Genomic DNA, 13,784 nt, shown 5'->3' with positions numbered 1-13,784 from the left:
TCAGCGCCTGCGTCCAGATGCCCTCCCTCCAGGCCATCCCCGCCGCCGAGAAGGCCGTCGGCGGCCTCCCCCTCATCACCGCCGCCACCGCCACCGCCTGGCAGCTGCTCCACTCCCTCGACGCCCACACCCCCATCCCCGGCGCCGGCGCCCTCTTCAACAGCTGAAGCCCGAGCTGAAGCCCGCCCGGGAACGACGAACCTCACCGAACATCCACTCACAGCAAGCAAGAAGGAGCCGTCCGTGACAACGGAAATGGCCACAGAACCTCGTAAGGGCGCACCGGGGCGCCTCGGAGACCCAGAGCTCTCCCTCGGAACCGATCCCCGGGTCCATCCGGGCGTGGTGGCGGCGTTGGCGCCGTTCGGCCTCGACCAGTTGGCGTCGGCGCCGCCGGTGACCATCCGTTCGGCGCGTGCGGAGCTTCTGGAGTTCGCGGCCGGCGCCGAGGCCGCCTTCGAGCCGGTGTTCGAGGCGCTGATGGAGGGGCTGCCCGAGGTCGAGGGGATCGCGTCCGAGACGCACACCGCGGTGGCCCCGGACGGCCACGAGGTCAAGCTGTACGTGACCCGCCCGCAGTCCTCGGAGGGTCCGCTGCCCTGCGTCTACTACCTCCACGGCGGCGGCATGGCCATGATGGGGGCAACCGGCGCGGTCTACGACCGCTGGCGGCGGGAGCTGTCCGCCGACGGTCTGGTCGTCGTCGGCGGCGAGTTCCGCAACGGCGGGGGCAGGCTCGGCCCCCACCCCTACCCGACGGGGCTGCAGGACTGTGCCACCGGCCTGAAATGGGTCGATGAGCATGCCGCCGAGCTGGGCGTGTCGAACATCGTGGTGTCCGGTGACTCCGGCGGCGCCAACCTCGCCCTCGCGCTCACCATCAAGGCCAAGCGCGAGGGATTCCTCTCCTCGATCTCCGGGGTGTACGCCCATTGCCCGTACGTTCACGGCAAGTGGGCCGAGGACGACGGGACACCGCCCTCCGTGGCCGAGAACGACGGGTACTTCAACCAGCGCGACATGATGCAGGTGCTCGCCGAGATCTACGACCCGGGCTCGGCGCACATCGACGAGGTCACCTGCTGGCCCGGCCGGGCCACGACCGCCGACCTGGAGGGGCTTCCGCCGCACGTGATCTCGGTCAACGAGGTCGACCCGCTGCGTGACGAGGGGCTCGACTACTACCGCAAGCTGCTCGCGGCGGATGTCCCGGCGAGCGCCTGGATCAACCCGGGACTCTCCCACGAGGCCGAGATCCTCTTCCGCGCGACCCTGCCCGAGGTCTACGCGGCGAACGTCCGCAGCGTCAGCGGTTTCGCTCGTTCCCTGGAGCCGCGAGGAGGGCGTTGATGGCGGACGTGGTGTCGTCGTCGTACGGCACCCACAGCTGAAGCCAGTGCTGGCCCTCTCCGACGAGGAGGACCTCGATCGTGAAGCGCAGGGTCCCGGCATCGGGGTGGCGGAGACGCCGGCTGCCCGGTTGCCGGAACGCGACCGGGTGGGCGGCCCATCGCCGTGCGAACTCGGGTACCGCGGCCAGGTCTTCGACCAGCTCTTGGAACTCGCCGTCGGTGCCCCACTCCGGCTGGGCGGACCGCAGCCAGCCGACCAGTTCGTCGGCGATGACCGTCCAGTCGTCGTCGGTGAAGATCCGGTGTGCCATGGGGTTCAGGAAGTGGAAGCGGACGAAGTTGGGCCGGTCGCCGTCCAGCGCTCCCAGTGGCCTGACCACCGTCGCCCAGGCGTGGTTCCAGGCCACGAGGTTGTAGATCGGCCCGAGCAGGCACGCCGGCGTGGGATCGAGATGGTCCAGCAGCGCGCACACCGTCGATCGCGGCTCTTCGCCGACCGGGTGGGCGGCCGGGACGAGGGTCGCGCTGTGCCGCTTCATGGCCGGCATCGCGAGGTGTCGTTTCTCGTCGTCGGACAGCCGCAGAGCCTGCGCCAGCGCGCCGAGGACCGCGACGGACGGGTTGGTGTCCCGGCCTTGCTCCAGCCGTTCCAGATACTCGACGCTCACGCCGGCGATGGTGGCGAGTTCCTCGCGCCGCAGACCGGGGGTCCGGCGCCGGACGGAAGAAGGCAGCCCCACCTGCTCGGGTCGCAACTGCTCCCGGCGTGACCGCAGGAACCCCCCGAGTCCTTCGTCGGCCCTCATTCTGGGATCCGTCATCAGGCCAGCAAACCAGCACTCGCGTAGTTGATGCAACAACCAATGCGCTGGGAGGTCCGGCTCACCGAGGCCGGCTGTGGTGCCGGCCCCGACCGCGAGCGCCGCCGGTGATCCTCAACGGTTCAGGAGGCGTACTCCGGTGTCCATGCGCCGTGGCGATCGCTTCGCGCAGCTCGGCCTCCGTGGCGTGAGGTGCGACGCCGTCCTCGACCGCGGTCGTCGCCACGGCCAGGGCGATCTCACGGGCCGCGTCCCGCATGATCGCCAGCGGGGGCAGCAACGGGGTCACCTCGCCGTCGTGCGCCTGGACCGCGCACTCCCCCACGGCCCGTGCCGCCGCCACCATCATGCGGTCGGTCACGCGCGTGGCCCGGGCGGCGGTGACGGCCAGCCCGATGGCGGGGAAGACGTAGACGTTGTTGGCCTGCGCGACCGGCACCACCCGCCCGTCCAGCTTCAGCGGCGGGAAGGGCGAACCGGCCAGCCCGCCGGTGCGCAGTTCCTGTACGGCGTCCACGCTCGCCCGTGCGGTCTGCATGCCGCGTACGGCGGCGCGGGCGGGCTCGACCAGGGCCGTCCCCGCCTGTGTGAGCACGGCCCGCTTGCCGATGCGGTGGAACAGGGCGGCGCCCAGATCACGCTCCAGCGACTGAACGGTCTGTGACAGGGCCGGCTGTGACACATACAGGGCGGTGGCCGCCCGGTTGAACCCGCCGTGATCCACGATCGCCAGGAAGTACGTCAACTGCCGGATGTCCATACCTGGATTCTTACCGGGCGCCTCGAACCTCGGAACGAAGACGCGCGCCCGGTGATCGGTGCCGGGGTATGGGGAGGACACCGATGATGCCGGTGCGCACCTGGCGGGCCGAGGCCACGCCGCGCTCCTCGCCGGTGGTCCACACCGTGCGACCCGGCTCGGACGAGGAGGCGGTCGCCTCCTCGTCCGAGCCGTAGGGGCCACGGTCGGCCCGCCCTGGTGCAGTCGGTCGCTCAACATCCCGGAGTCAGGCGCGGGCCTTCGCGACCAGCTCACGTACCGCGGGGGCCACTTCCTCGCCGAACTGCTGGATGGTGGTGGGGTTGTCGCCCGCCAGGATGTAGCCGGTCACGCCGTACTCAAGGGTGATCTCGGCGAGCTGTTCGGCCCACTCGACCAGCGGACCGGTCAGGGTCGAGGAGCCGTCAGGGGTGAAGTGGTCGCCGATGTTGAGCATCCGGCGAAGGGCGGCGGGGTCGCGCCCGGCCGCCGCGGCGCCCTCGTCGATGTGCCGGTTGGCCTCGGCGAGCCCGGCGAGCCCGCCGTCGAGGTAGCTGAGGCTGGGCACCCACCCGTCGGCCGCACGGCCGACGAGCCGGAGAATGCGGGGCCGGTACGCGCCCATCCAGACCCCGATGTCATGGGCGGGCGCGGGCCCGCGCTTGGCGCCGGCGACCTGGTAGTGGGTGCCGTCCACCCGGACTCCGCCACGGGTGTCGGTGTCCCAGATCTCGCGGATGATGGTGACGGCCTCTTCCAGAGCGTCGATGGACTCACCGGCGCTCAGCCGACGGCCGCCGATCGCCTCGATGGCGTCCCAGAACCCGCCCGCGCCGATCGCCAGTTCGACGCGCCCGCCGGTGAGCAGGTCCAGGCTGGCGGCACTGCGGGCGATCACGACGGGCTGACGCATCGGCAGGTTCATCACGTTGGGCGCCAGCCTGATCCGGCTGGTGGCCGCGGCGAGATAGGAGATCAGCGTCCAGGAGTCCAGCAGCCGCGGCTGGTACGGGTGATCCTGGAACGTGGCCAGGTCCAGTCCGGCGCGCTCGGACAGCTGGGTGAGCGCCACGACCTGCTCGATGCGGTCGGCGCTCGGCGTGATGAAACTGCCGAAGAGCAGCTCCTGCGGTTGTTGGGTCATCTCCTACGACCTCCTCGAAGGCCCGGGCCATGGCTGACGCCGACTCCAGGGCGCATATTAGTTGACGTAACAACATTCCACCACATCGAGGCCCCGCCGACCGCCTTCGACTCGCCGTCGGGCACACCCGAGCCGCCACTCGAAGGTCTGGACATGTAGCTTGGACGTAGTGTCTAAGCGCAGCGCCTGGACATTATGTTGATGCATCACATATAAAGGCGACGCGTCAACGTCTCCGCGGCCGACGCCGGGAGCGCGGACCCGAATACCGAACCGGCAGCGCCGGAGATGCCAGGGAACCGGACCGCCGTGACGTGAAACGACATGCCCTATCTGCAAGGAGTTTTCGATCATGCGCAATTTCTTGTCTCGCCGCAGCGCCATAGCCGCAGGTCTGGGCCTGAGCGCATCTCTCGCCGCGCCCACGGTGGCGCAGGCGGCGCCGAAGAAGCACTCGGACCACCGCTCCGGCCAGCCGGAGTCCAACAGCGATGCGGCGTACCCGGACGCCTACACCCCGGAAAATGCCGCGATGCTGCTGATCGACCACCAGGTCGGCACCATGTCGTGGACGCACTCGCACGACATCGAGGAAGTCAAGAAGGCCGCCCTGAACCTGGCCAAGATCGCGACGGCCACCGAGATGCCGCTGGTGCTGACCTCCAGCATGGAGGGGAACATCCAGGGCCCGCTGCTGCCGGAGCTGGAGGAGATCGCCCCGCAGGCCTTCGCCGACCGCATCAAGCGGGCCGGCATCGTCAACGCCATGCACGACGAGAACTTCGCCAACGCCGTGCGTGCCACCGGCCGCAAAAGGATCATCATCGCCGGCATCACCACCGAGGTCTGCGTGGTCTTCCCGGTCCTGCAGCTCCTCGGCGAGGGCTACGACGTCCAGGTCGTCACCGACGCCTCCGCCTCCTTCACGAAGATCGGCGACGATGCCGCGCTGCGCCGCATGGAGCAGGCCGGTGCCGCGATCAGCTCCACGGCTCAGGTCGTGTCCGAGCTCGCGGTCGACTGGACCACCCCGAGGGGCCAGGCGCTGGCCGCTCTGCTGGGCCTCGCCTGAGCCACACCGTCACCGAGCCGGAAGGCCCGAGGGTCCACGCGACCCGAGGGCCTTTCGGCCGACGGACGTCGGGCCCTTCGACGGGTTGCGGCGCGGAGGCAGGATCCCTACGCGCTCGAACCGCCATGAGCCGCCCCATGACCATATAGTTGTTACATCAACTAGTCTCTCAATCCCACCCCACCCACGGCACCCCGTGGGTCCACGAAAGGCCGCATCATGGATCGCTTCACCGACAAGACCGTCGTCATCACGGGAGCCGGCTCGGGGCTCGGCCGCGCCGCGGCCGTCCGCCTCGGCTCCGAGGGGGCTTCGCTGACCCTCGTCGACATCGCCAAGGACGGCCTCTCCGAGACGGAGGCGGCCGTCCGCGAAGTGAGCCCGCAGGCGCAGATCGTCCCGGTCGTGGCCGACGTCTCCCGCCCCGAGGATGCCGAGCGTTACGTGGCGACCGCCCTCGAGCGCTTCTCCCGCATCGACGGCTTCTTCAACAACGCCGGCATCGAGGGACGCCCGAACCTGACCGCGGACTACGGGGTCGAGGAGTTCGACCGCGTGGTGGCGGTCAACCTCCGCGGCATGTTCCTGGGCCTGGAGAAGGTGCTTGCGGTGATGCGCCGGCAGGGCGGTGGCGCGGTGGTGAACAGCGCGAGCGTCGGAGGGATCATGGGGGTCGAGAACGCGTCCGCCTATGTCGCGTCCAAGCACGGTGTCGTCGGCCTGACCCGGACCGCGGCCATCGAGTACGCCCCGTTCGGGGTCCGCGTCAACGCGATCGCCCCGGGCAGGATCTGGACACCCATGATCGAGAACGTGATGCGCAAGCTGAACCCCGAGGACCCCGAGGGGGCCGCCGAGCAGTTCATCGGCGTCAACCCGACCCAGCGCTACGGGCAGCCGCACGAGATCGCGTCCGCGGTGGCCTTCCTGCTCTCCGAGGACGCGAGTTACGTCAACGCCACGGTGCTGCCCATCGACGGCGGCCAGTCCGCGAAGTACCTCTGACCCGCGCGAGGCCGCACTCGGCGACGGGCCCCACGTACGCCTCCGGGATTCCGGGGGCGTACGTGTGTGACGAGTAATGTGGAGGGATCGGATAGTAGTTGACATGTCAATCTCTGCGGACTAGCTTTGTAGACGCGTCAACAAAGCCCCACGAACCCACGTCCCGCCGCAGCGGACGGGCCTCAAGGAGATCAAGTGACTGTCACGGTCGTCGATGTGCCCGAGGCACGCCGCTACGAGGCGCGAGTGGAGGGAAAGACCGGGGTCGCCGGGTTCTCGGAGTACATCCGGACGGCGGAACTGATCGCTTTCGTCCACACAGAGGTGGCGCCGGCGCACGAGGGCCGGGGAATCGGCTCAGCGCTCGTCCGGACCTCCCTCGACGAAGCCCGTACCGCCGGGCTCCGGGTGCTCGCCACCTGTCCCTTCTACGCGTCCTGGATCGACCGCCACCCCGACTACGCCGACCTGCTCTACCAGAACCGGAGCAACGCCAGTGACTGAGTCACCCGCGGAGTCGACGCAGTCGACGGACACGGACGGCGCGGCACACAAGAAGGCCTACCAGACACCGGATATCAGCGTGACCTTCGAGGCGAGGCGCTGTCTCCACGCCACCGAGTGCGTCAGGGGCCTGCCCGAGGTCTTCGACTCGAACCGGCGCCCATGGATCCGGCCGGACGGCGCCGCGGCCGACCACCTGGCCGAGGTGGTGCGGCGCTGCCCGACAGGGGCGCTCCAGTACGCACTGGCGGACGGCGATGGGGAGAGCGGGGACCGGCCCACCCGGATCATCCGCACCCCCGCCGGGCAGCTGATCGTGCGCGGCGAGCTGGTCCTGGACACGGATGAGGGGCGGCGGGCCGAGACCAGGGCCGTGCTGTGCGGCTGCGCACGCAGTCGCCTCCAGCCGTACTGCGACCATTCGGGCCCCTGCGGCCGGTGACACCGGCGGCGGCCCCGCCGCGGAGACAGATCGGCCCTGTGACACCTCCCGGGGTGATTCAACTCACCCGGGAATAGATGACATGTCGCCTTGTTGGACCACATGGCGCGACCCTGTAAACCCGAGGAGTTCCACGATGCAGTTCGGCATCTTCAGTATCGGTGACATCTCACCGGACCCCAACACCGGTCGCACCCAGAGCGAGGCCGAGCGGATCACCAACATCGTCAAGGTCGCCCGGCGTGCCGACGAGGTGGGACTCGATGTGTTCGCACTGGGCGAGCATCACAACCCGCCCTTCGTGCCGTCCTCTCCCCCGGCCGTGCTCGCCCACATCGCGGCGCTGACCGAGCGGATCATCCTGAGCACGGCGGTCACCCTGATGACCACCAACGACCCGGTGAAGATCGCCGAGGACTACGCGATGGTGCAGCACCTCGCCAAGGGACGCCTGGACCTGATGCTCGGGCGCGGGAACACCGTCCCGGTCTACCCCTGGTTCGGCAAGGACATCCGTCAGGGCGTGGCGCTCTCCCTGGAGAACTACAACCTGCTCCACCGGCTGTGGCGCGAGGACGTGGTCGACTGGGAAGGGCAGTTCCGCACTCCGCTGCAGGGCTTCACCTCCACCCCGCGCCCGCTGGACGACGTCCCGCCGTTCGTATGGCACGGCTCGATCCGCAGCCCGGAGACCGCCGAGCAGGCGGCGTACTACGGCAACGGGTTCTTCGCCAACCACATCCTGGCCCCGAACTTCCACTTCAAGCCGATCGTCGAGCTCTACCGGCGCCGCTACGAGCACTACGGCCACGGCACCGCCGAGCAGGCCATCGTGGGCCTCGGCGGCATGGGGTTCATCGCCAAGCGGTCCCAGGACGCGGTCAACACCTACCGCCCCTACTTCGAGCACCACCCCGTCTTCCGGGGCGTGAAGCTGGAGGACTACATGGCGGGCACTCCTCTGACCGTCGGCAGCCCGCAGCAGGTGATCGACAAGGTCCTCACCTTCCAGGAGGGCTTCGGGGACTACCACCGTCAGCTCTTCGCGGTCGACTCCGGCGGCATCCCGATCGAGGTCGCGCTGGAGCAGGTCGAGCTGCTGGGCACCGAGGTGGTGCCGGTGCTGCGCAAGGAGATGGCGGCCCGCCGCAAGCCCGGTATCCCGGACACGCCGACGCACGACTCCCTCGTCAAGGCGAAGTACGGCGACGCCGAGCCGCGCCGGCCGCGTCCGAACCCGAACCGCGGCGACAACCTGTCCGGCACCTCGCCGTACCAGGACAGCGACCCGGCCGTCGAAGCCAACTACCCGACCGCCTTCTGACGGCCGGCACCGGCCGCCCCACACACCACGGCACCCACGAGGAGCCCCGTATGAACGCCCCCTCCCCCGCCGCGGCTTCGGTGACGATCGCCATCGTCAACGCCGGCGTCAGCGACCCGTCCTCCACCCGGCTGCTCGCCGACCGCATCGCCCAGAAGACGGTCGACACCCTCCGGGAGTCGGGCATACCGGCGACCGTGCGCTCGATCGATCTCGGTTCCCTCGCCACGGACATCGCCCAGGGCATCGTGACCGGCATGCTCAACCCGAAGGTGCAGTCCGCCATGGAACTGCTCGCCTCGTCCGACGCGGTCATCGCCGCCACCCCCGTCTACAAGGCGGGGATCAGCGGCCTGTTCAAGTCCTTCGCCGACCTGATCGACAACGATCTGCTGATCGCCCGGCCGGTCGTCCTCGCCGCCACCGGCGGCAGCGCACGGCACGCCATGGTCGTCGACGAGCAACTGCGGCCGCTGTTCGCCTTCCTGCGGGCGATCCCGATGCCGACCTCCCTGTACGCCGCCCCCGAGGACTGGGCGTCGACCGACCTCGGCAAGCGGATCGCCCGGGCCGCACAGGAACTGTCCGTGATGCTGCGCAGCGGCGCCGGGCGGCAGATCGCCGACGGCAACTGGGGTGGCTATCAGCACCAGTTCGGCGGCAACGCCACACGGGCCGAGCGGACCCTGGAGGACATCGACTTCGACACCGACCTCATGCGCCTCGCCACCGGCAAAAGCGCGCTGCCCCAGGGTGGTGAGCAGGCCGATGCGCACTGACGGCCGGCGCGCGTCGGTCGTGGTCATCGGCGGCGGGCAGTCGGGCCTGTCGGCCGGCTACCACCTCAAGCGGCGCGGCTTCACCAGTGCCCTGACCGACCCGGACGGCGACCGCACCTTCGTGGTGCTCGACGCCGAACCCGCGGCCGGCGGGGCGTGGCGGCACCGCTGGGAGTCGTTGCGGATGAACACCGTGAACGGCATCTTCGACCTGCCCGACTTCCCCAAGCCGCCCATCGACCCCGAAGAGCCCAGCCGCACGGCGGTGCCGCGCTACTTCGCCGCCTTCGAGCAGGCGAGCGGCCTGCCGATCCTGCGGCCGGTGACGGTCAGCGCCGTACGGCCGGTGGACGACCGGCCCGACGGTGAGCTGGCCGTGGAGTCCAGCGCGGGGACCTGGAGCACGCGGACGGTCATCAACGCCACCGGCACCTGGACCAACCCCGTCCGCCCCCACTACCCCGGACAGGAGACCTTCGCCGGCATCCAGCTGCACACCCACGACTACGTCTCGGCGGACCGGTTCGCGGGCCTCAGGGTCGCCGTCGTCGGCGGCGGGATCTCGGCGCTCCAGCAGTTGGAGGAGATCTCCCGCGTGGCCGGCACGTTCTGGTACACGCGACGTGAACCCGTCTTCCTGGAGGGCGGGTTCGACCCCGAGGTCGAGGGACGTCAGATCATCGCCAAGGTCGCCGCCGACGTGGAGGCGGGCAGGCCCACCGGGAGCGTCGTCTCCTACACCGGCCTGGGCTGGACCCCGTACGCCCTGGCGGCCCAGGAGCGCGGGGTCCTCGAGCGCCGTCCCATGTTCACCGCGATCGAACCCGACGGCGTGCGCGAGGCGGACGGTTCGTTCACGCCGATCGACGTGATCCTGTGGGCCACCGGCTTCAAGGCGGCGCTGGCCCACCTGGACCCGCTGCGGCTGCGCAACGAACGCGGCGGGATCACCATGCACGGCACCCAGGTGGCCGGCGAACCGCGCGTGCACCTCGTCGGCTTCGGCCCCTCCCAGTCCACCGTCGGCTCCAACCGCGCGGGCCGTCAGGCGGTCAACAGCCTGCTCAAGCAGTGGAAAGCCGCCGAACTGTCCCTCTCCAGCGAAAAGGTCGGCTCATGAAGTTCCAGGTCCTCGACATCCTGCCGAACCTGAAGAACCCGGTGACCGGGCGTGAGATCCGCCCCGACGAGCGCTACTCCCAGGCGCTGACGTCGGCGCGCTACGCCGAGGAGTTCGGCTTCGACGCGGTCGCGCTGGGCGAACGTCATGCCGGCGACTTCCTCTCCAGCGGTGTCACGGTCCTGCTCGGCGCGATCGCCGCGACCACCGGCCGGGTCCGCGTCCAGACGGGCGTCTCCGTCCTGTCGATCCACGACCCGCTGCGTGTCGCCGAGGACTACGCCACGGTCGACCAGATCTCCCGCGGGCGGCTCGAACTCGTCATAGGCAAGGGCAACGAGATGCGCCAGCTGCCGATGTTCGGCATCAACGACGGCGACCAGTGGGACGCGCTGGCGGAGAAGTACGAGCTGCTGCGCCGGCTGTGGCGCGAGGAGAAGGTGACATGGGAGGGCCGCTTCCGCGGTCCGCTGGACGAGGTCACCAGCCTGCCCCGGCCCTTCGCGGGCGCCCCTCGGGTGTGGCACGGCTCGGCGACCACGCTGACCTCGGCGAGCCTCGCGGCGAAGTGGGGCGACCCGCTCTTCTCCGCCAACGCCATCCAGCCCCGCGACAAGTACACGGTCCTCATCGACCACTACCGCGCGGAGTACGCCGCGCACGGCCACGATCCGCGGTACGCGTACGTCGCCGCCGGGGCCGGCTTCCTGTACCTGGCCGACACGACCCAGGAGGCACGGGAGGCGTTCGGGCCGACGTACGAGCGGATCGTGGCGTACTTCAACCAGCCGGGGAACCACACCGCGGGCAACGAGATGACGTTCGCGACCATCGACGACGCCATCGAGCGCGGTCCCGTCCTGGTCGGCTCGCCGCAGCAGGTCGCCGAGAAGATCCTGTGGTGGCACGAGGCGTTCGGACACGACCTCCAGTCGTTCAGCCTTCCGACGATGATCCCGCACGAGCAGCAGCTCGCCATGCTCGAACGGTTCGCCTCCGAGGTCATCCCCGTGGTCCGCAAGGCCGCCCCGACGACACTGTGGGGCGAAGAGGGGACCCTTACGGCGGGCGCCCCGCCGTCCACGGCCGGACGGTCGCCGACGCCGCCGCGGAGGTCACCGGGCGCTGAGGCTCGGGCGTCCTTCGCCGAAGGTCGGGTGCCCGAGCGGTCACTGGAGGCGGCGGAGCGATGGGGCGTCCCGACCGGCTACCCGAGCCTGCCCGACCTGCTGGAGGCGCGGCCCGACGTCGTGCACATCTGCACACCCAACGACACCCACACCCACTACGCGCACGCGGTGACCGAGGCCGGGATCCACCCGGTCGTGGAGAAGCCGATCGCCACCGGCCTGGCCGAGGCGCGCGAACTGGCGGCCGCGGTCCGGGCCGCGGGCACGACCGCGACCGTGCCGTACGTGTACCGGTATCACCCATTGGTGCGGGAGATCCGCAGCCGTCGAAAGGCGGGTGACCTGGGGGAACCGCTGCTCATACACGGCTCCTACCTCCAGGACTGGCTCCTCTCCGCCGATGCCTCCACCTGCGGGTCGATCCCCGGACCGGCGGCCCCTCGCGCGCCTTCGCGGACCCCTCGCACATGGCGTGGCAGGGCATCGACGTGGTGTCGTTCATCACCGACTTCGCCGACCGCATCTACCACGTGGACTGCAAGGACACCCGCATCCGCAGGTCCAGCGGCCGGCAGGGCGTGCTCGGCTCGCATCTGCCGTGGGGCGATCCGCGGCGCGGCTGGGACTTCGTCTCGACCGGGCACGGCGACATCCCCTGGGAGGACGCCTTCCGGGCCCTCGCCTCGATCGGCTACGACGGTCCCGTCTCGATCGAGTGGGAGGACGCCGGCATGGACCGCCTGCACGGCGCCGCCGAGGCCGTGGGGTACATCCGCTCCCTGTTGTGGAAGCTGCCCGGGGCGTCCTTCGACGCCGCGTTCAGCAACCAGAGGAACTCGCCCTGACGGGACGACAGCGCGGGTGGGCGGGGTCACAAACCCTGACCACGCGAGAACCATCACGCTGCCGCACACCGGCAACTGAGGCAATGTCGCGTCGGCCACTGGAGGGCCGTAATCACTATCGGTCTCGATATTGGCCCTCAAGGGCTCCCACGTTCATGCTCCTCCACACCTGAAGACACCGCCCCGCGACGACGATGCCCGTCAAGCGTCAAGGAGCATGGCCGTGGCTCCGGGTACCCGACGGTCCCTCCGGTGCTGCAGGCCGCTCAGCACCGGCGTCGGTTCCTGAAGCAGTCCCCGATACAGCCCCCCGCAAGGAGCCGCACACATGAACGAGCCGCAACACGACCTGGCCCACCCCACGTTCTCCGCAGGCCACCGGTCCCTCAGCCGCCGCCGGTTCTGGCAGCTCGGCGCCGCCGCGGCGCTGACCGCCGGCGCGACCACCCTGCTTCCGGGGCGCACCGCCGCCGCGGCCGCACAGGACTACTTCGACACGGCTGCCGAACTGGCCGGCAGCGACCCGGTGCTCACGAACCTCATCAAGGCGCTCACGGCCGGTTTCAGCGTTCCGCGCCCGACCGCGCCCGCGCCGCTGAAGATCTTCGACGACGTCGCGGTGCTCAGCGCCGGCTGGGTGTCCTCCACTGCGATCCTCACCTCGGGCGGCATCATCCTCATCGACGCCCTCAACAATCCGACGGAGGCCCAGCGTTACATCGTCTCGGGCCTGCGCACCCTCGGTCTGGACCCGGCGACCATCAAGTACGTCGTCGTCACCCACGGCCACGGCGACCACTTCGGCGGCGCCCAGTACCTCCGCGACACCTACGGCGCCCGCGTCATGATGGCCCCGAACGACTGGGCCACCCTCGCCTCCACCCGGCCGGCCAACGCCCCCACCCGCGACCTGGACATCACCGACGGCCAGAGCCTGACCCTGGGCAGCACCACGGTCAAGCTGCACTACACGCCGGGCCACACCCCCGGCAGCGTCTCCCCGATCTTCCCCGCCCGCTGGCAGGGCACCGCCCACTCCGCGATGATATGGGGCGGGACCAATCCGCCCACCTCCACCACGGACAAGCAGACGTACCTCAGCTCGGTCCTCAGCTTCGCCACCAAGATGAGCCAGGCCGGGGTCGACGTCGAACTGAGCAACCACGCGTTCTGCGACTACGGACTGGAGCGCATGGCGCAGCTGCGGAGCGCGCCGAACACCACCAACAACCCGTTTGTCATGGGCACATCCGGTGCACAGCTCTTCATGGACGTCATGGAGAACATGCTGCGCGGCCGTATCGCCCAGGACCAGGAGGCGGCTTCCGGCACGTCGATGGCGCTGGCCGCGGCGGCCACGCACACGGCGGGCTGCGGCTGCTGACGGACCAGGGCTGAACGGGGCGCGGCCGGGGGGGGTCACCCGCCCCGCCCCTGGCCCCGGCCGGGCCCCGCCTGTTGCCCCCGGGGGCCCCCCCCCCCGCAC

The 13,784-nt window shown here is 70.2% G+C and carries 13 protein-coding genes and 2 pseudogenes; 12 read left to right on the top strand and 3 right to left on the bottom strand.

What is annotated here, in order from left to right:
* Nucleotides 1–243: 243 nt before the first annotated feature.
* Nucleotides 244–1,350, top strand: a complete 1,107-nt coding sequence (locus ACIRF9_RS52045; RefSeq protein ID WP_403837593.1) for an alpha/beta hydrolase fold domain-containing protein — start codon at nucleotides 244–246, stop codon at nucleotides 1,348–1,350.
* Here the strand turns inward: ACIRF9_RS52045 and ACIRF9_RS52040 are convergent.
* Nucleotides 1,307–2,173 carry a helix-turn-helix domain-containing protein gene (locus ACIRF9_RS52040; protein WP_403837592.1) on the bottom strand — a complete coding sequence of 289 codons (867 nt, stop codon included), beginning with the start codon at nucleotides 2,171–2,173 and terminating at the stop codon, nucleotides 1,307–1,309. The genes ACIRF9_RS52045 and ACIRF9_RS52040 overlap by 44 nt on opposite strands.
* 61 nt (nucleotides 2,174–2,234) lie before the next feature.
* Nucleotides 2,235–2,933, bottom strand: a complete 699-nt coding sequence (locus tag ACIRF9_RS52035; protein ID WP_403837590.1) for a malic enzyme-like NAD(P)-binding protein — start codon at nucleotides 2,931–2,933, stop codon at nucleotides 2,235–2,237.
* A 68-nt stretch (nucleotides 2,934–3,001) separates the two neighbouring features.
* On the opposite strand from ACIRF9_RS52035, the gene ACIRF9_RS52030 reads away from it, so the two are divergent.
* The gene (locus ACIRF9_RS52030; RefSeq protein ID WP_403837588.1) at nucleotides 3,002–3,130 is read left to right on the top strand and encodes a hypothetical protein; all 129 of its coding nucleotides are present in this window, start codon (nucleotides 3,002–3,004) and stop codon (nucleotides 3,128–3,130) included.
* Nucleotides 3,131–3,180: 50 nt separating this feature from the next.
* Here the strand turns inward: ACIRF9_RS52030 and ACIRF9_RS52025 are convergent, their stop codons facing one another.
* A complete protein-coding gene (locus ACIRF9_RS52025; protein WP_403837586.1) occupies nucleotides 3,181–4,077 on the bottom strand; it encodes an LLM class flavin-dependent oxidoreductase in 897 nt (298 codons plus the stop codon).
* A gap of 352 nt (nucleotides 4,078–4,429) precedes the next feature.
* On the opposite strand from ACIRF9_RS52025, the gene ACIRF9_RS52020 reads away from it, so the two are divergent.
* From ACIRF9_RS52020 to ACIRF9_RS51975, 10 genes and pseudogenes are all read left to right on the top strand, one after another.
* Entirely contained in the window at nucleotides 4,430–5,149 is a 720-nt protein-coding gene (locus ACIRF9_RS52020) for an isochorismatase family protein (protein WP_403837584.1), read from the top strand.
* A 219-nt stretch (nucleotides 5,150–5,368) separates the two neighbouring features.
* Nucleotides 5,369–6,154 carry a glucose 1-dehydrogenase gene (locus ACIRF9_RS52015; RefSeq protein WP_403837582.1) on the top strand — a complete coding sequence of 262 codons (786 nt, stop codon included), beginning with the start codon at nucleotides 5,369–5,371 and terminating at the stop codon, nucleotides 6,152–6,154.
* Nucleotides 6,155–6,349: 195 nt separating this feature from the next.
* Complete coding sequence (locus tag ACIRF9_RS52010; RefSeq protein WP_403837580.1) at nucleotides 6,350–6,658, top strand: GNAT family N-acetyltransferase; 309 nt, start codon at nucleotides 6,350–6,352, stop codon at nucleotides 6,656–6,658.
* Entirely contained in the window at nucleotides 6,651–7,100 is a 450-nt protein-coding gene (locus ACIRF9_RS52005; protein WP_403837578.1) for a (4Fe-4S)-binding protein, read from the top strand. Before ACIRF9_RS52010 ends, ACIRF9_RS52005 begins: the two co-directional genes overlap by 8 nt.
* Nucleotides 7,101–7,236: 136 nt before the next feature.
* Nucleotides 7,237–8,424: a CE1758 family FMN-dependent luciferase-like monooxygenase gene (locus ACIRF9_RS52000; protein ID WP_403837576.1), complete on the top strand. Its 1,188-nt coding sequence runs from the start codon at nucleotides 7,237–7,239 to the stop codon at nucleotides 8,422–8,424.
* Nucleotides 8,425–8,474: 50 nt separating this feature from the next.
* Entirely contained in the window at nucleotides 8,475–9,203 is a 729-nt protein-coding gene (locus tag ACIRF9_RS51995; RefSeq protein WP_403837574.1) for a CE1759 family FMN reductase, read from the top strand.
* Complete coding sequence (locus ACIRF9_RS51990; protein WP_403837572.1) at nucleotides 9,193–10,323, top strand: NAD(P)-binding domain-containing protein; 1,131 nt, start codon at nucleotides 9,193–9,195, stop codon at nucleotides 10,321–10,323. Before ACIRF9_RS51995 ends, ACIRF9_RS51990 begins: the two co-directional genes overlap by 11 nt.
* A pseudogene (locus ACIRF9_RS51985) lies at nucleotides 10,320–11,720 on the top strand (LLM class flavin-dependent oxidoreductase); the annotation flags it as partial. The gene ACIRF9_RS51990 and the pseudogene ACIRF9_RS51985, both read left to right, overlap by 4 nt.
* 188 nt (nucleotides 11,721–11,908) lie before the next feature.
* Nucleotides 11,909–12,298 (top strand): annotated as a pseudogene (locus tag ACIRF9_RS51980) (sugar phosphate isomerase/epimerase family protein); the annotation flags it as partial.
* A 328-nt stretch (nucleotides 12,299–12,626) separates the two neighbouring features.
* Nucleotides 12,627–13,682: an MBL fold metallo-hydrolase gene (locus ACIRF9_RS51975; RefSeq protein WP_403837570.1), complete on the top strand. Its 1,056-nt coding sequence runs from the start codon at nucleotides 12,627–12,629 to the stop codon at nucleotides 13,680–13,682.
* The last annotated feature ends 102 nt before the right edge of the window (nucleotides 13,683–13,784 follow it).

It is taken from the genome of Streptomyces sp. NPDC096132 (assembly GCF_044763345.1).
Classification (GTDB): Bacteria; Actinomycetota; Actinomycetes; order Streptomycetales; family Streptomycetaceae; genus Streptomyces.
This window is presented reverse-complemented; position numbering and strand designations above follow the sequence as displayed.